Source organism: Streptomyces sp. NPDC006339, from assembly GCF_040612775.1.
Classification (GTDB): domain Bacteria; phylum Actinomycetota; class Actinomycetes; order Streptomycetales; family Streptomycetaceae; genus Streptomyces.
In genome coordinates this window covers 22,910-46,363 of sequence record NZ_JBEXQW010000016.1, presented here as the reverse complement: position 1 = coordinate 46,363, position 23,454 = coordinate 22,910, and the positions used below count along the sequence as shown (strand labels likewise).

The 23,454-nt window shown below is 73.2% G+C and carries 22 protein-coding genes and 1 pseudogene; 13 read left to right on the top strand and 10 right to left on the bottom strand.

Features of this window, described 5'->3' with window-relative positions; genetic code table 11:
- Position 1 precedes the first annotated feature (1 nt).
- On the bottom strand, positions 2–211 hold the full coding sequence (locus tag ABZ135_RS15350) for a hypothetical protein (RefSeq protein WP_356695769.1): 210 nt from the start codon (positions 209–211) through the stop codon (positions 2–4).
- A 243-nt stretch (positions 212–454) separates the two neighbouring features.
- Here ABZ135_RS15350 and ABZ135_RS15345 point away from each other — a divergent pair, with 243 nt between their 5' ends.
- Positions 455–2,503, top strand: a complete 2,049-nt coding sequence (locus ABZ135_RS15345; protein ID WP_356695767.1) for a UvrD-helicase domain-containing protein — start codon at positions 455–457, stop codon at positions 2,501–2,503.
- Here the strand turns inward: ABZ135_RS15345 and ABZ135_RS15340 are convergent.
- The gene (locus ABZ135_RS15340) at positions 2,500–3,405 is read right to left on the bottom strand and encodes an aminoglycoside phosphotransferase family protein (RefSeq protein ID WP_356695765.1); all 906 of its coding nucleotides are present in this window, start codon (positions 3,403–3,405) and stop codon (positions 2,500–2,502) included. The genes ABZ135_RS15345 and ABZ135_RS15340 overlap by 4 nt on opposite strands.
- A 302-nt stretch (positions 3,406–3,707) precedes the next feature.
- Positions 3,708–4,025, bottom strand: coding sequence for a divalent-cation tolerance protein CutA (cutA, locus tag ABZ135_RS15335; protein ID WP_356695763.1), 318 nt, complete (start codon positions 4,023–4,025; stop codon positions 3,708–3,710).
- 337 nt (positions 4,026–4,362) lie between these two features.
- On the opposite strand from cutA, the gene ABZ135_RS15330 reads away from it, so the two are divergent.
- The gene (locus ABZ135_RS15330) at positions 4,363–5,175 is read left to right on the top strand and encodes a hypothetical protein (protein ID WP_356695761.1); all 813 of its coding nucleotides are present in this window, start codon (positions 4,363–4,365) and stop codon (positions 5,173–5,175) included.
- Positions 5,176–6,151: 976 nt separating this feature from the next.
- Positions 6,152–6,769 carry a hypothetical protein gene (locus ABZ135_RS15325; RefSeq protein WP_356695759.1) on the top strand — a complete coding sequence of 206 codons (618 nt, stop codon included), beginning with the start codon at positions 6,152–6,154 and terminating at the stop codon, positions 6,767–6,769.
- Positions 6,770–6,980: 211 nt separating this feature from the next.
- Here ABZ135_RS15325 and ABZ135_RS15320 read toward each other — a convergent pair whose 3' ends face one another.
- Together ABZ135_RS15320 and ABZ135_RS15315 are read right to left on the bottom strand one after the other, a co-directional pair.
- The gene (locus ABZ135_RS15320) at positions 6,981–7,670 is read right to left on the bottom strand and encodes a copper homeostasis protein CutC (RefSeq protein WP_356695757.1); all 690 of its coding nucleotides are present in this window, start codon (positions 7,668–7,670) and stop codon (positions 6,981–6,983) included.
- A gap of 53 nt (positions 7,671–7,723) precedes the next feature.
- Positions 7,724–8,740, bottom strand: a complete 1,017-nt coding sequence (locus ABZ135_RS15315) for a hypothetical protein (RefSeq protein WP_356695755.1) — start codon at positions 8,738–8,740, stop codon at positions 7,724–7,726.
- 182 nt (positions 8,741–8,922) lie between these two features.
- Here ABZ135_RS15315 and ABZ135_RS15310 point away from each other — a divergent pair, with 182 nt between their 5' ends.
- From ABZ135_RS15310 to ABZ135_RS15265, 10 genes are all read left to right on the top strand, one after another.
- Positions 8,923–9,213, top strand: a complete 291-nt coding sequence (locus tag ABZ135_RS15310; RefSeq protein ID WP_356695753.1) for a cation transporter — start codon at positions 8,923–8,925, stop codon at positions 9,211–9,213.
- A 92-nt stretch (positions 9,214–9,305) separates the two neighbouring features.
- Positions 9,306–11,591, top strand: a complete 2,286-nt coding sequence (locus ABZ135_RS15305) for a heavy metal translocating P-type ATPase (protein WP_356695751.1) — start codon at positions 9,306–9,308, stop codon at positions 11,589–11,591.
- Positions 11,592–11,626: 35 nt separating this feature from the next.
- Positions 11,627–11,908 (top strand): metal-sensitive transcriptional regulator, encoded by a 282-nt coding sequence (locus ABZ135_RS15300; RefSeq protein WP_128981368.1) that lies wholly within the window; start codon positions 11,627–11,629, stop codon positions 11,906–11,908.
- A 225-nt stretch (positions 11,909–12,133) separates the two neighbouring features.
- Positions 12,134–12,523, top strand: a complete 390-nt coding sequence (locus ABZ135_RS15295; RefSeq protein ID WP_356695749.1) for a BlaI/MecI/CopY family transcriptional regulator — start codon at positions 12,134–12,136, stop codon at positions 12,521–12,523.
- Positions 12,520–13,431, top strand: coding sequence for a M56 family metallopeptidase (locus ABZ135_RS15290; RefSeq protein WP_356695747.1), 912 nt, complete (start codon positions 12,520–12,522; stop codon positions 13,429–13,431). Before ABZ135_RS15295 ends, ABZ135_RS15290 begins: the two co-directional genes overlap by 4 nt.
- A 105-nt stretch (positions 13,432–13,536) precedes the next feature.
- Positions 13,537–14,016 carry a GNAT family N-acetyltransferase gene (locus tag ABZ135_RS15285; protein WP_356695745.1) on the top strand — a complete coding sequence of 160 codons (480 nt, stop codon included), beginning with the start codon at positions 13,537–13,539 and terminating at the stop codon, positions 14,014–14,016.
- A 187-nt stretch (positions 14,017–14,203) separates the two neighbouring features.
- Complete coding sequence (locus tag ABZ135_RS15280; RefSeq protein ID WP_356695743.1) at positions 14,204–15,088, top strand: class I SAM-dependent methyltransferase; 885 nt, start codon at positions 14,204–14,206, stop codon at positions 15,086–15,088.
- Between the two features lie 104 nt (positions 15,089–15,192).
- On the top strand, positions 15,193–15,633 hold the full coding sequence (locus tag ABZ135_RS15275) for a transcriptional repressor (RefSeq protein ID WP_356695741.1): 441 nt from the start codon (positions 15,193–15,195) through the stop codon (positions 15,631–15,633).
- Between the two features lie 97 nt (positions 15,634–15,730).
- Positions 15,731–16,795, top strand: a complete 1,065-nt coding sequence (locus ABZ135_RS15270) for a helix-turn-helix domain-containing protein (RefSeq protein ID WP_356695739.1) — start codon at positions 15,731–15,733, stop codon at positions 16,793–16,795.
- 153 nt (positions 16,796–16,948) lie between these two features.
- A complete protein-coding gene (locus ABZ135_RS15265) occupies positions 16,949–17,998 on the top strand; it encodes a helix-turn-helix transcriptional regulator (protein ID WP_356695737.1) in 1,050 nt (349 codons plus the stop codon).
- Positions 17,999–18,095: 97 nt separating this feature from the next.
- On the opposite strand, the gene ABZ135_RS15260 is transcribed toward ABZ135_RS15265, so the two are convergent.
- The 5 genes and pseudogenes from ABZ135_RS15260 to ABZ135_RS15240 all read right to left on the bottom strand — a co-directional run bounded on the left by ABZ135_RS15260 (position 18,096) and on the right by ABZ135_RS15240 (position 23,396).
- Positions 18,096–18,281, bottom strand: coding sequence for a hypothetical protein (locus tag ABZ135_RS15260; RefSeq protein ID WP_356695735.1), 186 nt, complete (start codon positions 18,279–18,281; stop codon positions 18,096–18,098).
- Positions 18,282–18,626: 345 nt separating this feature from the next.
- Positions 18,627–19,805, bottom strand: a pseudogene (mshA, locus tag ABZ135_RS15255) (D-inositol-3-phosphate glycosyltransferase); the annotation flags it as partial.
- Between the two features lie 207 nt (positions 19,806–20,012).
- Positions 20,013–21,578 (bottom strand): class I tRNA ligase family protein, encoded by a 1,566-nt coding sequence (locus ABZ135_RS15250; RefSeq protein ID WP_356695733.1) that lies wholly within the window; start codon positions 21,576–21,578, stop codon positions 20,013–20,015.
- A gap of 16 nt (positions 21,579–21,594) precedes the next feature.
- Positions 21,595–22,341, bottom strand: a complete 747-nt coding sequence (locus tag ABZ135_RS15245; protein WP_345486538.1) for an SDR family oxidoreductase — start codon at positions 22,339–22,341, stop codon at positions 21,595–21,597.
- A 155-nt stretch (positions 22,342–22,496) separates the two neighbouring features.
- Positions 22,497–23,396 (bottom strand): hypothetical protein, encoded by a 900-nt coding sequence (locus tag ABZ135_RS15240; RefSeq protein WP_356695731.1) that lies wholly within the window; start codon positions 23,394–23,396, stop codon positions 22,497–22,499.
- Positions 23,397–23,454 lie beyond the last annotated feature (58 nt).

Below are 23,454 nucleotides of genomic sequence, written 5' to 3'. Positions count from 1 at the left end.
CTCAGGCGGCAGGCCGGCCGACGTGGGCGGGGCGGCCGAGGTGGGCGGGGCGGGGGCTGCGTACGCCCGCCTCCTCCAGGCCGTCGTAGGAGCCGAGCAGGACGACGGAGGCGGCCGCGGAGCCGAAGGCGCGTATCGCGCGGAGCCCGTGGGCGAGTCGGTCGAGACGGTGGGGGACGGTGGTCGCTGGGGTGAGGGTCGTGGCGGTCATGTCTTTATGATCCGAAACGGACATTACGAACACATCGGTCTCGGGGCCGAACCCTGCTCCCTCTCAGGTCGGACCCCGCCCCCTACGGGAAAAGCGTTCGCCCCGGGCGCACCGGGCCCGCTACACTCGCCTGCTTCCCCGCCTCCCGTACGGCTCCGCTCCGTCCGTGGAGTGCCGCCGTCCGGTCGGAAACCGGCGGCCACCTCGACGTGTCCGCGCATCACCCCGTCCGGAGGCTTCACCGTGTCCGCACCGTCCGCCGCGCCGTCCGCCGACGACCCGCTCGCCCCCCTCGCCCGAGAGCGCGCCCACCTCGCCGCGTCCCGCGCCGCCCTGCGCGCGATGCGCGAGGACGTGGAGTCGCTCGACATCAAGGACGTCACCGCGAACTGGGTCAACGCCGTCGTCCTCACCCGCCAGATCGAGGACCGCATCAAGGCGCTCGCCGACCTCGCCGACACCCCGCTGTTCTTCGGCCGCCTCGACTACCTGCACAGCACGCAGGAGGGGCAGCGCTTCTACATCGGGCGGCGGCACGTGCACGACGCCGACGGCGACCCGATGGTGATCGACTGGCGTGCGCCGGTCTCGCAGCCGTTCTACCGGGCGTCGAAGAAGGACCCGCAAGACGTGGGGCTGCGGCGCCGCTTCGGCTACACGGGCGGCGAGCTCACCGCGTACGAGGACGAGCATCTGTCCGACCCGGACGAGCTGGAGCGGACCAGCCGGCTGCTCCAGGCGGAGATCGAGCGGCCGCGCGTCGGCCCCATGCGGGACATCGTCGCCACCATCCAGCCCGAGCAGGACGAGATCGTCCGCTCCGACCTGTCCGGCACGGTGTGCGTCCAGGGCGGCCCGGGCACCGGAAAGACGGCCGTGGGCCTGCACCGTGTCGCGTACCTCCTCTACGCCCACCGGGAGCGCCTGGCCCGCACGGGCACGCTGGTCATCGGACCGAACCGTTCCTTCCTGCACTACATCGAGCAGGTGCTGCCGGCGCTCGGCGAGCTGGAGGTGCGGCAGGCGACGGTCGACGACCTCGTCGCCCATGTCGAGGTGCGCGGCACGGACGAGGCGGCCACCGCCGTCGTCAAGGGCGACGCCCGGATGGCGGAGGTGCTGCGGCGGGCGGTGTGGTCGCACGTGTCGCTGCCCAAGGAGCCGCTGATGGTGGTGCGCGGCTCGCGTCGCTGGCGGGTGCCCGCGTACGAACTGGAGGAGATGGTCCGCGAGTTGACGGACCGGGACATCCGTTACGGGGCGGCCCGCGAGGCCCTTCCGCAGCGCGTCGCGCACGCGGTCCTGGTGCGGATGGAACAGGCCGGCGAGGCCCCCGACGACCGGGTGCAGAACGCGGTGGCGCGGAACGCGGCGGTCAAGGCGCTCGTGAAGGAGTGCTGGCCGGCGGTCGACCCGGCGAAGCTGGTGCTGCGACTGCTCGGCGACGCCGACTTCCTGGCCGAGCACGCGGCGGGCCTGCTCGACGAGGAGGAGCAGAAGCTGCTGCTGTGGGCGAAGCCGTACCGGAGCGTGAAGTCGGCGAAGTGGTCGGCGGCGGACGCCGTCCTCATCGACGAGGCGAAGGACCTGGTGGAGCGCACCCAGTCGCTCGGCCATGTGGTCCTCGACGAGGCGCAGGACCTCTCCCCCATGCAGTACCGGGCGGTGGGCCGGCGCTGCACGACGGGTTCGGCGACCGTGCTCGGCGACCTGGCCCAGGGCACGACGCCGTGGGCCACGGAGAGCTGGGCGCAGGCGCTGGCGCACCTGGGCAAGCCGGAGGCGCTGGTGGAGGAGCTGACAGCCGGTTTCCGTGTGCCGCGCGAGGTCATCGCGTACGCCTCGCGGCTGCTGCCGCACATGTCGCCGGGGCTCGCGCCGGTGGAGTCGGTCCGCGAGAACCCGGGCTCGCTGACGATCCGGCGCTCCGAGCATCTGGACGAGGACGTGGTGGCGGCGTGCGTGGAGGCCCTCGGACACGAGGGCTCGATCGGTCTGATCGCCGCCGACGCGCGGATCGCCCCGCTGGCCGAGGCCCTGGAGGCGGCGGGCCTCGCGTATCTCTCCCCCGGCGAGGAGACCACGGCCGAGTCCCGCCTGACCCTCGTCCCGGCCTCGCTGGCGAAGGGCCTCGAGTACGACTACGTGGTCCTGGACGAGCCGGCGGCCGTGGTCGACGGCGAGCCGGACGAGCGGACGGGGCTGCGGCGGCTTTACGTGGCGCTGACGCGTGCGGTGTCGGGCCTGACGGTCGTTCACGCGGCCGAGCTGCCGGAGCAGTTGGGGTCCTAGTCCGGCAGGTCCGCGTACTCGGGCAGGGCCTGGGTCCAGGCCCGATGGGCGACGTCGGCGAGGACCGGGTTCCTCCCCCGGTAGGAGTGCTCGGTCACGATGCCCCAGCACAGGGCCCAGCCCCGCCCGCGCGCCCAGGTCGCGTCGTCGACCTGGGCCGCCTCCCGGAAGAGGGGGCGGGTCTCGGGAGTGAAGAGGGTCCAGGCGGCCATCATGTCGACGGCCGGGTCGCCGACGCCGAGGCCGCCGAAGTCGATGACGGCGCTGAGCCGCCCGTCGCGGGTCAGCACATTGCCCGGCAGCAGGTCGCCGTGCACCCAGACGGGCGCGCGGTCCCACTGCGGGAGGCCGAGCACCGACTCCCAGGCGGCGGTCGCGGCCGCCTCGTCGAGCGTCCCGTCGGCGCCGAGGTCGCGCAGCGCCCCGGCCATGGCGCCCTCCTCCCACTCGGTGATGTGCCCGCCCCGGAAGGACACGGGCCCCCCGGTGGCGTCCACCGCCCGCAGCGCGGCCCCGAACCGGCCCAACTCGACGGCGGCGGAGGCAAGATCACCGATCGGCGCCGCGTACGCGTCGGCCCCGTCCAGCCACGCGTACACCGACCACGCCTGACCGAAGCCCTCCCCCGGCACCCCCTGCCCCACCGGCACCGGAATCGGCAGCGTCACGTGCGGCGCCAGCAGCGGCAACCACCGCTGCTCCTTGGTCACTTGGCCCTGCGCCCAGTCCGCCTTCGGCAGCCGCACGACGAGCTCGTCGCCGAGCCGGAACATCGCGTTGTCGGTCCCGGCCGTCACCAACTGCCGTACGGGAAGGGCGGACCACTCGGGAAACTGCGCGCCGATCAGACGCCGGACGAGATCCTCGTCGAGGGCGGCGGGGGGCGGGGGCGTGGGCTGCATGCGCCGGAGGCTACGGAAGCCGTGCCCCCACCGCCACGGAATTTGCCGGTCTCCGTACGCGGTGCCGCCTCGCGTACGACCAGGTCACGGCGGTCATCAGCACCGGGAGCGCACACAGCGCGACGGCATGAGCGGCCCACCGCACCCAACGGGGCGCGGGAGCCGCGACGTTCGCGTTCCTCGTCATACCCCTCATGCTCACCTCGCCTCCACCCCGGGGACATCGCCCTCCCGGACACCCCACCTCCCCACCCGGCGGAGGCACGCTCCTCCGCCGAAGGCGGTCAGCGCGCGGGCCGGGGCTAGCGAGTGGCGCGCGTGATCCAGTCCAGGTATTCGGCGCGGCCGCTGTCGATCGCGAAGGCGATGACCTCGGGAGAGTCGTAGGGGTGGCCCTCCACGAGGTGGTTCTCCAGCGCCTCGCGCCGGTCCTCGGTCGTGCGGAACACCACCTGGTACTCGGTCCCGTCCGCCATCTCCCCGCGATGCCGATACGTCGTCTCGATGGGCCCGCTCACCTGCCCGGACGCGGCAAGACCCGCCTCCACGGCGGAGCGGGACAGCCGGCGTGCGGATGCCTTGCTGTCCACTGTCGTGATCACGATCAGGAAATCGGTCATGCGGGCAACCTAACCGGGGCTTGTCCGGCCACGTGCCGGTGGGGCTCGACGCCCTTTAAAGAACCGTGGGAGAGAAACACCAAACCCACCCCCTCCGTCCCCCAACGGCCTTGATCACACGATCGGGTGACGGACTGTCCGATGACCGGACGGGTGGGGTACGGTCGGCCTCGACCGACTGGCATATGCAACTCGGCCCCCGGCAGGACGGCAATCCTGGCGAGGGCCTACCGATCAGGAAGTGAACGCCTTCCCGATGGCTGATCCGCAGTCTAACGCGGCCGCGCCCGCGTCCCCCGCCCCGTTCGAAATCCCCGCCGACGCACCACGCTCAGGGGTGATCCACGTACGGCACCGGCATCGCGACCGGTACACGGTCGTGGGCCATCACCTGTCCCAGCACCCCGACCTGTCGGCCGTGGCGATCGGGCTCGCCGTGTACATCCAGTCGCTGCCCGACGGCGCCGACATCACCATCAAGCGCCTCACCCTGCGCTTCCGGGAGGGTGAGATCACCATCCGGCGGGCGATGAACGAGCTCGTCGCGGCCGGATACGTGGAGCGGAGGCGGGTGGCGCTCGGGCGTGGGCGGTACGCCACGCGGGTGCTCTCGTACGACAAGCCCGGGTGCGGCGGTGGCGGTGGCGGGGAGCCGGTGTCGGGCGGCACGCCCGCGCGGGGGCCGGCGCCTGGGCCTGGGCCCCAGCAGAAGCCGAGGCCGGCGCCGAAGCCGAAGCCGTTACGGGAGTCGGTGCCCGAGCCCGAGACGGAGCCCGAACCAGCTCCCCCACCGCCCGCCGGGCCCGCCGTCGACATCCTCGCGCGGCTGCGGGCCGTCGACTCCCGGCTGTTGCTGTCCTGGCGAGACGTACGGGAGTTGGCGCCCGCCGTCGACAGATGGCTCGCCCGGGAGGCGAGCCCGGCGCAGATCACGCGCACGCTCACGGCGTCCCTGCCGCCCGAGCACGTCCCCATCCACCACCCGGCCCGCTTCCTGGCGTACCGCCTGACCACCTTCCTCCCACCGCCACTCCCGACCACCGCCCCTGCACCGAAGCCCCCACCCCTGATCACCTGCGACGGCTGCGACCTCGCCTTCCGCAGCCACGACCCCAACGCCACCTGCGCCACCTGCAAACGGGCGGCCTGAACTGGCCGGGGTGGGTGTTTCGTGTGCGCTTCTGGTGTGGCCGGTGGAAGGCCCGGGGAGCGGCGGGGCGCCGTGGGCGGGTGTCGGGTGTGTGGGTGGGGGTGCGCGGTCGTGGAATGGGGTGGTCATGCCCGGCTCAGCGGCCGGCGGCCGTCGGTCGGCTGGGGTTCATGCCCCGCTGGTCATTCCCGGTGGGTGGGAAGGGGCCGGAGGGTGTGCAAAGGTGTGGGTCGCGGGCCGATGTGTGACGGGAGTGGTCTGCTGTGACGGGAGAGGTGCCCCCGACGTCTCGGAGTGCGCGTTTGCACCGCCCGGCGGTGCCCAGGCGCCCCGCCCGCGCCTGTCGCGTGGCGGCGGTTGTCTTCTGTAGCCTGCGGTGCGTCTCTCCGCTGCAAAGGTGTCACTCGCGGGCCGGAGTGTGACGGAAGGCGAGTTGTGTGACTCCAGAGGCATTCCGGCGGCCGGGAGTGCGGGGTTTGCACCGCGTCCCGGCTCTTTCCGTCCACCGGCGGTGACCAGCGGGGCATGAACCCCAGCGGGAAAGCGACCGCCGGGCGCCGAACCGGCCTCGGCCGCCCCATTCCACGGCCGCGCACCCCCACGGCGGGAAAGATCCTCCCCGGCCCGCACCGCGAACCCAGCCCCCACCCACCAACCCGCCACCCGCCCACGGCGCCCGACCACTACCCGGCCTTCCGCCGGCCACGCCCCCGGCCGCCCTCCGAGTGTGAAAGGGCCCCCGGAGTCACCGGGTCAAGGGTGGAGCGCAGCGGAATCGCGTAGCGACGCGACGAAGGAGCGCCCTTGAGGCGGGGGCGGAGGGGGCCACACTCGGAGAGAGGGCGGCCGGACCAGAAGCCCCCACGAAACCCCCGCCCCGACCGGGCCAAGACCCGCACCACGACCTGGCCAGGTGCTCAGGCCGGGGGACGAGTAATGCCTGGGCGGGAGATGCCCCGACCGGCATGATCCGGGCATGGGTATCGACATATGGGGTTTCATCGAATGTCACCGCGACTACCGCGACCACGAAGCGGACTCCTTCTGGCACGCCACCATCGACCTGGACCACCTGAAGGTGCCCCGGAACTATGACGCGTTCGGCTGTCTGTTCGGTGTGCGCGACAACGAGCAGTTCGTCCCCGTAGCTCCGGACCGCGGTCTCCCCGCCGACGCTTCGAACCGCGTCCGAGAGGGGCATGACACGACGGGCGGACGAAGCGCGAGCTGGGTCACCTGGGGCGAGATCAAGCGAGTCGACTGGGACGAGGAGTCCGCCTACCCGGACCCCTACGTCCACGAGTACCACCGTGATGCGCACGGCGGCTGGCAGTTCCTGCAGAGGCACTATTCCGCCCCTCAGCGGTTCGTCGACCTCTGCGGGCAACCGGCTCGCATCGCGAAGCGACCGAGCGTGCATTTCAGCGAGGGCACCGAGTGGATCGACGGGGACCGGATGTTCCGAGTCGAGCGCCTCAGGCGCCGTGACGCCGTGCCCGAAGAGGAGTGGGGTCCCGTCTGGACCGTCATGCGCACCCTCGCCGATCTGCATGGAGACGACGACGTCAGACTCGTCGTCTGGTTCGACGACTGACGTCGCCATGCGACCCGCCGGATGAAGATCCCGACGCTGTGGAGCGCGGCGGGCAGGAACGTGGCGGTCTCGTCGTGCAGGACGGGACGCGCGCCACCGCCGGCCCCACGAGAAGGACCACACCCGCCGGCACCGGGCCAGGACGCGAGCCGGCACCCGACGCCCCCCCCGGCCCCGGCCCCGGCCCCGCCCCCGGCGTCCGAGACGCCCCCTACGCGTCCACCGCCTCCCGCCACGTCCTGACCGCCTCTGCCGAGACCGGGGCCGCCCAGCCGTTGGGGCGGGCGGCGCCGCCGATGTGGAAGGCGGTGAGGCCGGCGGCGCGGAGGGTGGGGAGGTGGTCGAGGCGGAGGCCGCCGCCGACGAGGATCCGGGGCTCGTAGCCCGGCTCGTCGGTGCGGGCCGCCTCCGCCTTCAGGGTGGGCAGGCCGTCGTCGACGCCGGTCGGCGCGCCCGCCGTGAGGTACGTGTCGAGGCCCGGCAGGTCAGCGAGCTGCTTGCGCAGGGCGTCGCGGTCGGCGGCTCGGTCGATGGCGCGGTGGAAGGTCCAGCGGCAGCCGTCGAGGACGGCGATCAGGCGTTCCACGGCGACCAGGTCGGGCTCGCCGTGCGGCGTGAGGAAGCCGAGGACGAATTCCTCCGCCCCCGCCGCCCGCAGCTCCGTGGCCCGCCCGACCAGCGCGTCGATGTCGCCCGCTGCGAAGCCGTCCGCCAGCCGGAGCATCACGCGCAGCGGGATGTCCACGGCGGCGCGGATCGCCGCGAAGGCGGCCGTGGACGGGGTGAGCCCGTCCGCCGCCATGTCGGTGACGAGCTCCAGTCGGTCGGCCCCACCGGCCTGAGCGGCGACCGCGTCCTCCTCGTCGAGGGCGATCACCTCCAGCACTGCACGGTCGCTCATCGAGCCCCTTCCTCCACGCATCGCACGCCTACAGGTCTAGTCCAATGAACAGCCTAGCCGTGCGCGTGCGCTCCCGCACCGTGCGACGGCTCTTCCACGGGCGCGCCGCCCGTACCCGTACCCGTACCCGTACCCGTACCCGTACCCCCACCCGTACCCGCCCGCACCGTGAAGGCCGCCGTCCGCACCTTGCCCTCGTGCTGGAAGTCGAGGAAGAGGCGGTACGTGCCCGAGCTCGGCGCCGTCGCGGTGAAGGAGACGTCGGGGCCGGGGCCGCCCTCGTTGGGGTGGACGTGGAGGTAGGCGAGGTCGCCCTCGCGCAGGGCGACGAGGTGCCCGTACGCCCCGAGGTAGGGCTCCAGGTCGGTGACGGGCCGGCCGGCCTTGGTGACGGTGAGCCGCAGCTCGCCCGCCTTGCCGGGGTCGAGCGTCCCGCCGAGCCGGACCTGGTAGCCGTCGACGTCGGCGGTCGGGGCCACGGGCGGCATCGGCTTCGGGGCGTACGCGCCGGGGACGGCCAGGTCGGCGCCGAGCGTGATGCCCTTCGCGCCCTTCACGGCCGGCTTGAAGTCGGCGAACGCCTTGTAGCCGCCGGGCGCCGGCAGGTCGGCGTCGACGGTCCAGGTGCCGTCGGCGGCCTTCTCCGGGTGGAGGTGACGGAAGACGGTGAGGTCGCGCGAGGCGACGATGAAGTGGAGCTCCTTGCCGTGCTCCGTGGTGAACGCGGTGACCTTCCTGCCGGCCGTGTCCTTGATGGAGAACCGCAGCGTGCTCTTACCGAGGGCGGGCGTCGGGGTCTCCAGGGCCAGGGTGTAGCCACCGTCCGAGACCTGGAGGCCGCCGGCCGCCGGGGCGTTCGCCGCCCCCGCACCGCCCCCGTGGTCCCCGTGCCCGTCACCGTGGCCCGCGGCCCCGCCCCCGCCCTGCCCCTTCGGCGCCGCCGCGTGGCCGCCGTGCTCCGCCTTCGCCGGCTCCTCGAAGGGGCCGACGCCCTTGCCGACCCCGTACGCGGTCCCGAAGGTCGCGGCGAGCGCGGCGGCAAAGGCAGTGATCTTCACTCCGGTGTTCATGACTGCTCTCCCGTACGTGGGTGGCATGCGACGGGACCCTTCTGAACCCTTCGCTGCACCTCACCATACCCCTAGGGGGTATCAAGTCAAGTCATCGCCACGCTTGCCAAGCGATACCGCCCAGGGGTATACATGGACCCACACCGATACCCCCCGAGGGTATCCGATCGAGGAGGAAGACCATGGGTTCCTGCTGCACCCCCGACAACACCTGCTCCACCAACACCGTCGAGGTCTCGACGGCCACCGCGGTCGCCGAGAGCACCACCACCGTCTACGCCGTCAGCGGCATGACCTGCGGCCACTGCCGGACCGCCATCACCCACTCCGTCAGCGCGCTCGAGGGCGTCATCTCCGTCGACGTCGACGTGGCCGGCGGCAAGGTGACCGTCACCACCGGCGGCGAGCCCGACGACGCCGCGATCGCCGCCGCGATCGACGACGCGGGCTACGAGCTGACCGGCCGCGCCTGACCGGCGCCCCACAGCGCCAGCCGGCCGCCGGGGCTCGCCCACCACGCCCGGGCCCCGGCCCCCGAGCCCCGTCACGAACGAGGAGCAGTTTCATGACCACGACCACTCCGGGCACCGCCCAGGTCGAGCTCGCCATCGGCGGCATGACCTGCGCCTCGTGCGCGGCCCGTATCGAGAAGAAGCTCAACCGCATGGACGGGGTCGAGGCCACCGTCAACTACGCGACGGAGAAGGCGAGGGTCACCTTCGACGCGGACGCCGACATCTCCGTCGCCGACCTCATCGCCACCGTCGAGGCCACCGGCTACACGGCCGCCGAGCCCGAGCCCGAGCGCCCGGCCGCGAGCGGCGGCGGAACGGGATCCGCCGAGGGCCCCTCCGACGACGAGAAGGCCGACGAGGAGCTGCGGCCGCTGAAGCAGCGGCTGATCACCGCCGTCGCCCTCGCCGTGCCCGTCATCGCGATGGCCATGGTCCCGGCCCTCCAGATCGAGTACTGGCAGTGGCTGAGCCTCACGCTCGCCGCGCCGGTCGTCACCTACGCCGCCTGGCCCTTCCACCGGGCCGCCTGGACCAACGCCCGGCACGGCGCCGCCACCATGGACACGCTGATCTCGGTCGGCACCATCGCCGCGTTCCTGTGGTCGCTGTGGGCGCTGTTCTTCGGCACCGCCGGCACGCCCGGCATGACGCACCCCTTCGAGTTCACCATCGCCCGCACCGACGGCGCCGGGAACATCTACCTGGAGGCCGCGGCCGGCGTCACCGCCTTCATCCTGGCCGGCCGCTACTTCGAGGCCCGCTCCAAGCGCAAGGCGGGCGCCGCGCTCAAGGCGCTGATGCAGTTGGGCGCGAAGGAGGTCACGGTCCTGCGCGACGGGCGCGAGGTCACCGTGCCCACCGCCGAACTCCAGGTCGGGGACCGCTTCCTGGTCCGCCCCGGCGAGAAGATCGCCACCGACGGCACCGTCGTCGAGGGCTCCTCCGCCGTCGACGCCTCGATGCTCACCGGCGAGTCCGTGCCCGTCGAGGTCGGCGTGGGCGACTCCGTCACCGGCGCCACCCTGAACGCCGGCGGCCGCCTGGTCGTCGAGGCCACCCGCGTCGGCGCCGACACCCAGCTCGCCCGGATGGCCAAGCTCGTCGAGGACGCCCAGAACGGCAAGGCCGCCGCCCAGCGCCTCGCCGACAAGATCTCGGCCGTCTTCGTCCCGATCGTCATCGCGCTCTCGCTCGGCACCCTCGGCTTCTGGCTGGGTACGGGACAGGGCCTGACCTCCGCGTTCACCGCGGCCGTCGCCGTCCTGATCATCGCCTGCCCGTGCGCCCTGGGCCTGGCCACCCCGACCGCCCTCATGGTCGGCACCGGCCGCGGCGCCCAGCTCGGCATCCTCATCAAGGGCCCCGAGGTCCTGGAGACCACCCGCAAGGTCGACACCATCGTCCTCGACAAGACCGGCACCGTCACCACCGGCCGGATGACCCTGATCAAGGTCCACACCGCCGCCGGCACGGACGAGACCGACGTGCTGCGCCTGGCCGGCGCCCTGGAGCACTCCTCCGAGCACCCGATCGCCCAGGCCGTCGCCACCGGCGCCGCCGCGAAGGTCGGCACCCTGCCCACCCCCGAGGACTTCGTCAACGTCCCCGGCCTCGGCGTCCAGGGCGTCGTCGACGGCCACGCCGTCCTCGTCGGCCGCGAGAAGCTGCTCGACGAATGGGCGATGGCCCTCCCGGCGAGCCTGAAGTCCGCCAAGGACGCGGCCGAGAAGGCCGGCAAGACCGCCATCGCGGTCGCCTGGGACGGGGAGGCCCGCGCGGTCCTGGAGGTCGCCGACGCCGTCAAGGAGACCAGCGCCGAGGCCATCAGGCGGCTCCGCGCGCTCGGTCTGACCCCGATCCTGCTCACCGGCGACAACAAGGCGGTCGCCGAGGCCGTCGCCGCCGAGGTCGGCATCGACGAGGTCATCGCCGAGGTCATGCCGCAGGACAAGGTGGACGTGGTCAAGAAGCTCCAGGGCGAGGGCCGTTCGGTCGCCATGGTCGGCGACGGCGTCAACGACGCCGCCGCGCTCGCCCAGGCCGACCTGGGCCTGGCGATGGGCACCGGCACCGACGCCGCCATCGAGGCCGGCGACCTGACCCTCGTACGGGGCGACCTGCGGGCCGCGGCCGACGCCATCCGGCTCTCCCGCAAGACCCTCGGCACCATCCGCTCGAACCTCTTCTGGGCCTTCGCCTACAACGTGGCCGCCCTGCCGCTCGCCGCGGCCGGACTGCTCAACCCGATGATCGCCGGGGCCGCGATGGCCTTCTCCTCGGTCTTCGTGGTCGGCAACAGCCTGCGCCTCCGCGGCTTCCAGGCCGCCGACAAATGAGCCAAGTCACCTGACGGGACCGACAGGAGGCCGCCGTGGCCGGTTACGTACAGCACAAGGAAGACATCATCAGACGCCTGAGGCGCATCGAGGGGCAGGTCCGGGGGGTGCAGCGGATGGTCGACGAGGACGTCTACTGCATCGACGTCCTGACCCAGGTCTCCGCCATCAACGCGGCGCTCCAGTCCTGCGCGGTCGCCCTCCTGGACGAGCACCTGAGCTGCTGCGTCACCGAGGCCATCGAGGCCGGCGGCGACCAGGCCAAGGTCAAGGTCGGAGAGGCGTCGAAGGCGATCGCCCGCCTCATCCGGACCTGACACCCGGCACCCGACACCTGACGCACTGCGTGCGGCGACAAGTAAAGAGACAGTCAACCGCCCTTGCGCGAAGGGCAGTCCACGGGCCGACCGGGGACGAGGGCCTTCGCGCGAGGGCGGTTCCTCATGGGCGACGCGATCCCGCCATCGTACCCCTGGGGGGTATACCTGAGCGGGTGAGGCGGCCCGTACGATGAGCCGCCCGTGAGCGGGGAGGGGATACACGTGCGCCGGCTGGGAGAACTGGAGGCCGAGATCATGGACCGGCTGTGGGCCTGGCAGCGGCCCGCGACGGTCCGCGAGATCGTCGACGACATCAATCTGGGGCGCCGCGTCGCCTACACCACGGTGATGACCGTCGCCGACATACTCCACCGCAAGGGCTGGCTGCGCCGCGAGAAATCGGGCCGCGCCTGGCTGTACGAGCCCGTCCGCAGCCGCGAGGAGTACACCGCCGGCCTCATGCAGGACGCGCTCGGCGACAGCCAGGACCGGCCCGCGGCGCTGCTGCGCTTCGTGGAGACCATCTCCGACGAGGACATGGCCGCCCTCGACGCGGCCCTGCGCACCGCCCGCCGCGCCCAAGGCCCCGAGAGCGGCGGCGAGGGCCGGTGAACCACCACACCCTGCCGCCGCTCGGCCTCGTCCTGTGCACCGGGTTCCTGGTGCCCTGGCTGCTCGTACGGGCCCGCTGGGCGCAGCAGGTGCCGCGCCTCGCGCTCGCCGTGTGGGCGGTGGGCGGCGCCCTGTTCGCCGGCTCGGCCGCCCTGCTCGCGGCCCATCTGGTCCTGCCCAGCAGCGCCGGCCACCGACTCAGCGACGCCCTCCTGCTCCTCCGCTTACCGCCCGCCGAACGGCTCCTGGAGCTGAGCGCGCGCGAGTGCACGGCCCTCGGCGCCGCCCTCGCCGTCCTCGCCGTCCCGGCCACCGGCTTCGCCCGCGCCCTGCTGCGGGCGCGCCGCCGGCGCCGCCGGCACGCCGAGACCCTCCGGCTGGTCGGCCGTTACGACCCGGGGCTCGGGGTCACCGTCCTGCAGCACGAGCGGCCCGCCGTCTACTGCCTGCCCGGCCGCTCGCGGCGGGTCGTGGTCTCCTCCGGCGCCCTGCGCACCCTCACCCCGCCCCAACTGGCCGCCGCCCTCGCCCACGAGCGGGCCCACATCAGCGGGCGGCACCATCTGCTCGTCGCCGCCGCGGAGTCCTTCGCCGCCGTCTTCCCGCGCCTCCCGCTCGCCCGGCACGGCGGCACGGCGGTGCCGCTGCTCCTGGAGATGGCCGCGGACGACCGGGCGCTGCGCCGCTGCTCGCGCGACGCGCTGGCCACCGCCCTGTACGCGCTCGCCTCGGGCCGGGCGCCGCGCGAGGCATTCGCGGCGGGCGGGCCCTCGGCCGCCCTGCGCATGCGGCGGATCCTCGCCCCGCAGGCCGCCGGGCACCCGGTCCTGCGCGGGATGGCCACGATCGCGGCGGCCGGACTCGCGGCCACTCCGCTGATCATCGCCTGCTGTTCCTTCCCCAATTGAATACTAAGGGAATTCGTAGATTTCACATCGGTCACACCCGCTCCGAATTCCCGGCTATTGTGGGTATGTTGAGGCTCAGCTCGGCACGTCGAAGGGTACGGACCAATGCAGCTGGCTGGCGTGCGAGCGGCGGAAGCCGCCGACGCGACGACGATATCCAGGCTGCTTGCGGAGTCCATTCGGGGCAGCTACGAGGAAATACTCGGCGAAATCCCCACGCGGCGACTCCTGTCCGCGCAATGCGCGCTTCCCCGTATCCGCGCGGAAATTGAAATTCCCGGCGGCGCGCCCGGCTGGCTCGGCTGGCTGGTCGCCACCGGCGCCGGCGGCGACCTGGTCGGCGCGGTGGCCGGCGGGGTGCCCGTCCCCGGCGAGGGCGAGCTGTACGCGCTCGCGGTGACGCCCGGCGCCCGCCGCGCCGGAGTCGGTACGGCGCTGCTCACGGCGACCACCGACCGGATGCGCGCGTACGGGGCGACGCAGCAGCGGGTCACGCTGCCCGCCGAGCAGGACCCCGCGCTCCCCTTCTACGAGCGCCAGGGCTTCACCCCGATCGGCGCGGCCCGCCTCAACCGCCCCCTCTGAGACCCCCCGCTCGAGTCGGCCTGCCTCTCGCTCCGACCCGTGGCAGACACACGCCATCGCGTGTTCACGCCCCGGGATCCGCTGGAACCGGCCCTCCGCCCCAGGTCAGGATGGAGCACAGCGGCGCGGTCCCGGCGGCACGGGTGCCCCGCCCGGACGGCCGGACCGAGCGAGCCCTGGAGGAGCGATGCACACACCGAGCGGACTGTCCCTGCCCGCCGTGCCCGCGGCGCTCTCGCCGGTCCTGCCGTCCCGACACGAACTCCCCGCCCCCGGCGCCGGGATCCGGCTCACGTCCGACGCCCTTCCCGGACTCGAGACGGTCTCCCCCGGCGACGAGGACTCGGTCTGGCTGCACGACGCGCTCCTCGGCCCGCACAGCGCCGACATCGTCCGGTACCTCGGTCTCGCCCGGTCCACCGGCGGCCCCGTCCTCGATCTCGGCTCCGGCGCAGGACGGCTCGCCGTCCCCTTCGCCCGGCACGGCTTCGCCGTGGAGGCCGTGGACCGGGACGGCCCCGCCCTGGAGCGCCTCGGGAACTGGGCCCGGCGGATCGGTCCGCAGGTCGCCGGGCTGATCGTGACCCGCCGGGCCGATCTCACGGAGCTGCGGCTCGACGGCGACTACCGGCTCGCGCTGCTCGCGGGAGCGATGGTCTCCGCCGTACCGCCGCGGGCGCGGCCCCGGCTGCTGCGCGAGATCGCCTCGCACCTGGGGGCGGGCGGAGCGCTCGCGCTCGACTACACCTCGCACCTGCTGTCCGGTCTCGTCGCCGAGCCGCAGCGGACCTGGGCCTTCCAGGTGCCGCGGTTCGACGGGATCGACGAGTGGGTGGTGGCCCGGCAGGACTTCGACCTGCGGACGATGAGCGAGCGGATCACCTACTACGCGGCACGGACCGGCAAGCTCTCCACCGAGCGGGTCGTGCTCACCACCGACAAGTGGATCGTGGACGGCGAGCACCTGGCGGCCGAACTGCACTCGGCCGGCCTCCACATCGAGGGCCGCCGGCGGCACCGCATCGACGAGCGGACGGAGAGCGTGCTGCTGGTCTGCCGGCCGGACGACTGACGGCCGGAGCCCCGAGGACGACCGAGAGGGCCACTGACGGCAGGGACGGCCAAGAGGTACGATGCCCACAAAGGTTTGGGCCGACCAGGTGGCGGGCGGAGAAGATGGCAGTCGTGGAAGACCTGACGGGCCGCGAGGCGGTGATCCAGCGGCTGCGTGACGTCGGTCTGCGGGTCACCGGGCCGCGCCTGGAGGTGCTCACGGTGCTCGCCGCCGGCGGCCATCTCGACGTCGAGGCGATCACCGCGACCGCCCGCGAGCGGCTCGGCACGCTCACCAGCCAGGCCGTCTACGAGATGCTGCGGCACTTCCAGGAGACCGGCCTGGTCAGCAAGTTCGACCGGCCGGGCCTGCCCGCCGTCTTCGAGATCTCCGGCCCCGCCCACCAGCACGCCCTGTGCCTGAACTGCGGCCGGGTGGACAACGTCGCGGCCACCGCCCCGGCCCCGCCCCGGGGCAGTCTGGCCGACTGGGCGGTCAGCGACGCCGAGGTGGTCTTCAAGGGCCTTTGCCCCGACTGCCGGGATGCGTCCCCTTCGCGCTGAAAGCAGTTGAACCTCGTGCGGCCCGTTCGAATTTGTGGCAGGGTCTAGCGGGGCGTTTCAACAGGATCCGCGCGATCCGAGGGGAGTCTGCTGCGCCGTGTCCAAAAACGCCGCTGGTGCGCGTACGGGAAGCGAGCAGGCCCTCGCCCTCTACCAGGAGCTCCGGGCGGCCCCCGGCGACTCCTTCGACGCCGTCGCGGCCCGGCTGCAGCTCACCGAGGCCGAACGGGACCGCTGCCGCACCGAGTTGACCGACCTCGGCCTGATCGAGCGCGCGGCGGGACCGGAAGCCGAAGGGCCCGGCCGGGAAGCCGACGCGCCCGCACCGGACGCCGCCGTGGTCGCCCCCGACGTCGCCCTGCTCCGGTTGCTGCGGCACGAGCGCGACCGGCTGGAGAGCCGGCTCGCCGAGACCAGCCGGGCGCACACCACCCTGGAGACCCTGGCCGGACCGTTTCTGCGGGCCGGGATGGAACCCGGGTCCGAGGTCGAGGTCGAGATCGTCGACGACCCCGCCCGGATCCACCGGGAGCTGGCCGACCTGACGAACACCGTGAAGAGCTCCCTGCACTCGATGCTGACCGGCTCGGTGCGGCGCGAGGAGATGACCCTGGAGCTGGGCCGGGACCGCGACCGGGTCGCCCGCGGCGTCAGGGTCCAGGCCATGTACAGCCACCGGGTCGGCCAGGTGCCGGAGATGGTGCAGCACCTGGCCGAGCGGACCGCGCTCGGCGTCGAGGTGCGCCTCTCCCCCGTCGTGCCCATGAACATGGTCCTCGCCGACGAGAGCTTCGCCCTGCTGCCGACCGACCCCCACGACCCGGACTCGCCCGCGATCCTGGCCCGCGGCCCGGGCCTGGTCCGCTCCTACCGCGCCCTGTACGAGTACTGCTGGCACGCGGCCACCCCGTACGGCCACGAGGAACCGGCCGAGCACGGCGGCGACGGACTGACCGAGCAGCAGCGGGCCGCGCTGCGGATGCTGGCCTCCGGGATCAAGGACGAGCAGGTCGCCCGGAACCTGGGCGTCTCGCTGCGCACGGTCAGCCGGCTGATCTCCGAGGTCATGCAGGAACTGGACGCCGCGAGCCGCTTCGAGGCGGGAGTGAAGGCCGCCCGGCTCGGCCTGCTCGACGGCGAACCGTACGAGCACACCCCCTAGCCCGACGGCCGGGGACGACGACGCGAAGAGCGATCTCCGGCTCGGTCTTCCGGACGACGACCCGCCGGGACGCGGCACGTAGCCTGACGGAGGCTTCCGGTCCGGCTCGACCCGCCGACGACGAGAACCACGAGGACAAGGGGGAGATTCGCCATGGCTACGACAGGCAGCACCACTCCGGACGGCCGACTGGTGCCCCTCTACCAGGAGTTGCGCCGCCGCGGCGTGTCGAACTTCCCGGAGGTCGCCCGCGGGTTAGGGCTCACGTCCGAGGAGTACGAGCGATGTCGCGTCGAGCTGATCGAGCTCGGCCTGATCGTCCCCACGACCACCACCCACGCCACCAACGCCGATCTGCGCGACGAGCGGTGGCAGCCGGACGCGGACACGGTCGCCTCGGTCGACCCCGAGATCGCGCTACTGCGCCTGCTCGACCGGGAACGGGCCCGGCTGCGGGAGCACCTGGCGGAGGCGGATGTCGCGTACAGCACCCTGGAGACGCTGGCCGGGACCTTTCTGCGGCCCGGTTCGCTGACCCGGTCGGAGATCGCGGTGGAGGCGCTCACCGACTACCGGCGCATCCAGCAGGCCCTCGAGGACATCGTCGACGTGATGCAGGAGAGTTCGGCGTCGATGTATCCGGGCGGGCCGAGCCGGGAGGTGCACGAGGTGACCCTCGACCGGGACCGGCGGCGGCTCGAGCAGGGGATCCGGGTCCGGGCGATCTACGCGCGGGAACACGCCTCGCGCCCCGACGTGGCCGAACTCCTCGACGCCCGGAGCGAACTGGGGGCGGAGATCCGGGTCGCGGCGGTCGTCCCGCTCAACATGATCATCGTCGATCAGCAGTTCGCCATGCTGCCGATCCGGCCCGAGGACGCGCGCAAAGGCGCCATCCTGGCGCGCGGCCGTTCCCTGGTCCGCTCGTACCTCGGCCTGTTCGAGCACTGCTGGCACACCGCCGTGCCCTACGGGCCGGGCCCGGGGGCCGCGGCGGAACGGGGTGGCGACGGACTGTCCGAACAGCAGCGGGCGGCTCTGAGAATGCTGGCGACCGGAATGAAGGACGAGAAGATCGCCCGCAATCTCGGGGTTTCGCTGCGCACGGTGAGCCGAATGCTTTCGGAACTCATGCAGGAATTGGGGGCGACCACCCGATTCGAGGCGGGTGTGCGGGCGGTGCAGATGGGCTGGCTGGACTGACGGGCCCGGCCCCGGGCCGATCCCGCGAAATCGGGCACGCGGAAGGCCCCGCGATCGTGGCAGGGCGATCGCGGGGCCTTCTCCTGCGGCTCGTCGGTCAGTTGCCGGGCGCCGGGCTCTGGATCGGCCAGTTGTCCTCGGCGACCACGTGCTGCGTGGCCGGGGTGTCGCCCTCGCCGCCGGCGGCGACCGCCGCACCGCCGGCGACGGCCAGACAGGCCACCAGAGCGAGGGCGAACTGACGAATGGCCTTGCGCGCGCCGGCGTTCCGCTCAGCAGACATGATTCCTCCAGGAGTGGGAATGTGAATTCCGTCTTCTGGGGCCCGTGCCGCCGGGTTTCCCTGAAGACATCTCTATTCTGTCGGGGCCTCCGGGGCGAATCCAGGGATTGTCGATGCGTGGACTCGCCATGGCGTGAGTGCGTCAATGCGCCATCCCTGCACCGGAATTGGCCGATCCGGAGCGCCTCTAACCTTTGGTCGAACCAAAAGAGATGCTAGACTCGTGCTCCGGCCTTCTCGTTCCTCCAGGAGAGAGGCCGCCGGGGCAGGGGCGTGCCGCCGCCCTTGCCCCACCCGCCGCACCGCCCAGGTCGCGGCCCGCTCCAGACCCGCCAGCGCGTCCTCGTAGACGTCCACCGTCCGCGTGGCGGAAGCACGCCAGCTCATCCCCCGGGCATGCCGGACCGCCGCCTCCCCCATCGACACCCGCGCCTCCGGATGCCGGGCCAGCCACAGCAGCCGGCGCGCGTACTCCACCGGATCGTGCCCCGGCACCAGCAGCCCCGACACCCCGTCCCACACCGCCGTCGGCAACCCGCCCACCGCCGACGCGAGCACCGGCGTCCCGCACGCCTGCGCCTCCAGCGCCACCAGGCCGAACGACTCCGAACGCGACGGCACCACCAGCACGTCCGCCGCCCGGTACCAGTCCGCGAGCCGCTCCTGCGGCACCGGCGGGCAGCCCTTCAGCACGTCCGCCACCCCGAGCTCCGCCGCGAGCCGCTCCACCGCGCCCTGCTCGCCCGCCCCCGAGTGCCCGCCCACGACCGGTACGAGGAGCCGGTGCCGCAGCTCCGGCGCCATCCGGAGCAGTTCGGCGACCGCCCGCACCAGGACGTCCGGCCCCTTCAGCGGCTGGATCCGCCCCGCGTACAAGGGCACGAACGCGCCGGCCGGCAGCCCCAGGCGGGCCCGGGCCGCCGCCCGCCCGTCCCGCGGCCCGAAGGTGCGCAGGTCCACACCGGGCCGCACCACCTCGGTGCGGGCCGCCACCGCCCCGTACAGCGAGCGCAGCGCCTCCGCCTCGTCCGCCGTGTTGGCGATCAGCCGGTCGGCGTCCCCGGCCACCTGCCGCTCGCCCCGGATCCGCAGCTCCGGCTCGGGCCTGTCGCCCTCCGCGAGGTGCGCGTTCTTCACCAGGGCCAGGGTGTGCGCCGTGTGCACCAGCGGTATGCCCCAGCCGAACGAGGCGATCCGCCCCGCCTGGCCCGACAGCCAGTAGTGCGAGTGGACCAGGTCGTAGCGCCGGTCCTCCTTGAGCAGGGCGAGCGAGAACGGCACGACCAGGTCCGGCATGGCCTCCTTCGGCAGCGGCCGGCGCGGTCCGGCGTGCAGATGGCGGACCCGGACCCCGGGCCCGACGTCGACGAGACCGGGCAGGCCCTCGCCGCGGCAGCGGGTGAACAGATCGACCTCGACGCCCTGTTCGGCCAGGGCACGGGACAGCTCGACCATGTACACGTTCATGCCGCCGGCGTCCCCCGTTCCGGGCTGGTGGAGCGGGGAGGTGTGGACGCTGAGCATGGCGACGCGCAGGGACACGAGGGGCTCCTGTGGGGAGGGCCACGTGTCCCCGCGCGTCGCGCGCGCATGGTCACGCGGCAGGGATGAGGGGCGGACGAGACGAGACTTCGGACGGCGAGACTTCGGACGGCGCGACTTCGGACTCCGAGACTCCGAACTCCCGGACTGCGAACTCCGAGTCTCCGAACTACGCGACTTCTTAGCGGTTTAGAAGCCGAACACCGGGCCCGAGGGCGGCGCGAGCCGCGTCCCCGGCAGCGGGGCGATCAGGGCCGACCAGTCCACCGGCCGGCCCGGCGCCACCTGGAGCGCCGCCGCGAGCCGGTCGGCGCCCTCCGGCATCACCGGGCGGGCCCAGGCGGACAGCGCCGACGCCACCGCCAACTGCGCGGCGAGCGCCGGAAGGTGACGGCAGGACGTGGTCGGGCGGCAGCGCTCGTGCGCGTTGACGTACCCGAAGTCGGTCACCGAGCGGACCATCTCGTCGAGCACCGCGACCGCCCGGCGCGGGTCGAAGGCGTCCGGGCCGTACGCCTCGCGCAGGTCGTCCACGCCCCGGTGCAGCCGGCGCTCCAGGATCTCCCAGCCGGTGCCGCCCGGCAGCGCCTGCGGCGCGAGCCCGTCGCACTCCTCGCGGACCGCCGCGAACAGCCGCGCCAGCCAGCCGTTCCAGTTCTCGTCGAGCTCCAGCCGGGCCGCCGCGAGCCGCTCGCGCCGGAACACGGTCCTTCGGCCGGTCGGACGGGCCTGGAGCACATGGCGGCGCAGGGTGTCGGAGCCGTACTCGGTGAGCAGGTCGAGCGCCCACACGTTGCCCTCGCGGACGCCCTCCTCGACCACGTACGACTCGTTGACGTTGAAGTCCTGCGGCAGCTTGACGTCCTGCGCGAGCAGCAGCACCGGCAACAGCACGGCGTGGCAGAAGGTGTGCCCGAAGCCGGAGAAGTGGATGGCGCGGGCCGGCAGCGGCCCGTCGGCGTCATAGCCGAACAGGTGCATCGCCGCCGCCTCGAAGCAGGCGTCGATGCGGTGCTCCGGGAAGCCCTCCACCGGCACCTGAAGGCCCCAGTCCGCCGGGTGGCCGACCGCGATGTCCGGCAGCCCGTCCTCGACCAGCGACTCGCACAGCGCCGCGAGCCGCGGCGGCAGCCCGGCCGCCGACCAGTAGTCGGCCAGCCGGTCGCGGAACGGTTCCAGGGGCACGTAGAGGCGCCGGCAGCGCTTGGGGAGCGCGGGCGTGTCGCACAGCGAGCAGCGCGGCGCGATCAGATCGCCGCCGTCGTTCGGGCGCGCGCACTCGTGGCACATGCCGCCGTCGCTCGACGCCCCGCAGTGCGGGCAGGTGCCGGTGACGTGCGCGCCGTGCAGCCAGCGCTCGCACGGCTCGCAGTACGGCAGCAGGCGGGTCCGCGCGGCGATCACGCCCTCCGCGTACAGGCGGCTGAACAGGTCCTGCACCCAGCGCCCGTAGCCGCGGTCCCGGCGCGGCCTGACGATGTGGTCGAACTCGACGCCCGAGCGCAGCCAGTCCGCCGTGATCGCCGCGCGGTAGCCCTCGGCGACCTCCTCGGGCTTGCGGTGGTGGCGCAGCGCCCGGACCTCGACGGAGCTGGAGTGGTCGGCGGTGCCGGTGGTGAAGCGGACGGGTTCGCCCTCGGCCCGCAGATAGCGGGTCAGGACGTCGGCGGCCACGTACGGCCCCGCGAGGTGACCGATGTGGAGTTCGCCGTGGGTGGCCGGAGGGGTCGCGGTGATCCAGACGGGGGAGCTCATGGAGACCTCCTGAGCGTCAGCGCGGTTCGAAGTGGAAGGAGCGGATGAAGCAGTCACGGGGCTGTTCGACGGCGTAGACGATGCATTCGAAAAGGGCCTGCGTGGTGAGCTTCTCGTCGGGGGCTATTCCGTCCGGATTCGATCCGTCCCATTCGGCGAAACGGGGATCCGAGGTGGAGAAGTCCGGCGGGAAGAGGGAGAAGACCCGCACCCCGGAGGGGCGCAGCCGGCGCGAGAGGATGTCGGCGAAACCGGCCTGGGCGCTCTTCGCCGCCCAGAACGCCTCGTGCGCGGCGCCGGCCGTCGCGGCGGACGCGCCCTCGGCGTCCCGCACCGCGACCATGTTGACGATGTCGGGCCGCAGCGAGCCGCGCAGCAGCGGCAGGAAGTGCTTGACCATGAGGACCGTGCCGCCGGCCGTCGACTCGATCGTCTCCACGATCTGGTCGTCGCTGGCCGCCTCCAGGTCCATGCCGTCGAGCCAGCGGGCCCCGTTGTTCACGAGCAGGTCGACCCGGTCGGTGCGCTCGCCGACCCGCGCGGCGAACTCCCGGATCTCGGCCGGCCGGCTCAGGTCGCAGCCGAAGGCGTGGATGCGGTCGCGGGCGGACCCGAGGACCTCGGTGCGGGTCCGCTCGGCCGCCTCGACGGTCCGGGCCGACACATAGACCTCGGCCCCGAGATGAGCGAATCCGACGGCGAGCGCGCGGCCGAAATAGCGGGACGCCCCGGTCACGACGACACGCAGATTCTCGAATTTCATGTGCGTCTGCTCTCCCCACGGATACGGCACCGGATACGGCACGGGACACGGCAAGGCAGGGCGGCGCGGATTCCCTGTGCGGGACCGCCGGTTGCCGGACGTCCTTCAGCGTGGCAGAGGAAAGCGGCGGAACACCTGGTGAGCGGGGTGCGCGTTCACGCCGTTGCGTGGATACGCCACGTCAACTCCAACTCCCCGAGCACGCGGGCCCGTTTGTGGTGCACCCGCACCCGGTCCGGCGTCGTGGACACGGTGACGTCGCCGCCCGGCGTACGGATCAGGCCGACCGGACCGGGCACCACGGTGCCGTCGATCGCCCCGGCGGCCGCGAGGGCGGCGGCGCCCGTGAGCGCGAGCCGGGGGTGCCAGCCGCCGACGGTGAGGGCGCGCACGGCGAGGCCGTGCGGGGAGCGGGCGAAGGTGGCGATCTTGGGGAGCGGGGAGTGGGGCGCGTACCCGAGGAGCCGCCCGGCCCGGGCCCGCAGGTCGAGCAGGCGCTCCTGGAGGCGGTGCGCGGGCAGCAGGCGGGTGTCGACGAGGACGTACGGATTGCCGTACCGCACCAGGGACACGGGCACGCCGTCGAGGACGTCGACGGGCCGCCCGGTGGGCAGCGTGCCGGGGGCGGTGGGCGCGCGGAGGAAGTCGAGGGTGTACGCGCCGTCGTCGTCCTCGGGCGTGCACAGGACCGTGTCCCCGGTCGTCACGGCCCGCACGGTGACGGGGCCGGGCCGCCCCTCGGCGACGACGGCCGCGAGCAGCGAATGCCCGCAGCCGGCACGGAAGTCGAACCGGCCGTCGGGCAGGGCCTGGACGAAGCGGTAGTCGAGCGCGGCGGGAGTGCGGGCGGGGGCGTGGGCGGGGCCGGGGCCGGGGCCGGGGTCCGGGAGGCGGGTGGAGGGTCCGTAGAGGGCGATCTTGTGGAGTTCCGCGTACGGGGTCGGGGCGAGGGCCTGGCGTACGGACGCCAGCTCGCCGCCCAGGGCCAGGGCGCGGGGAGGGAGCCGGTCGAGCCGTACGACGAGGGTGGGCCCCGGCGCGTCCTCGGCGCGCACGACGGCCGCCCTCACCCTGCCCGTACCGGCGGTGCGCACGCGCACGGCGGGCGGCGGC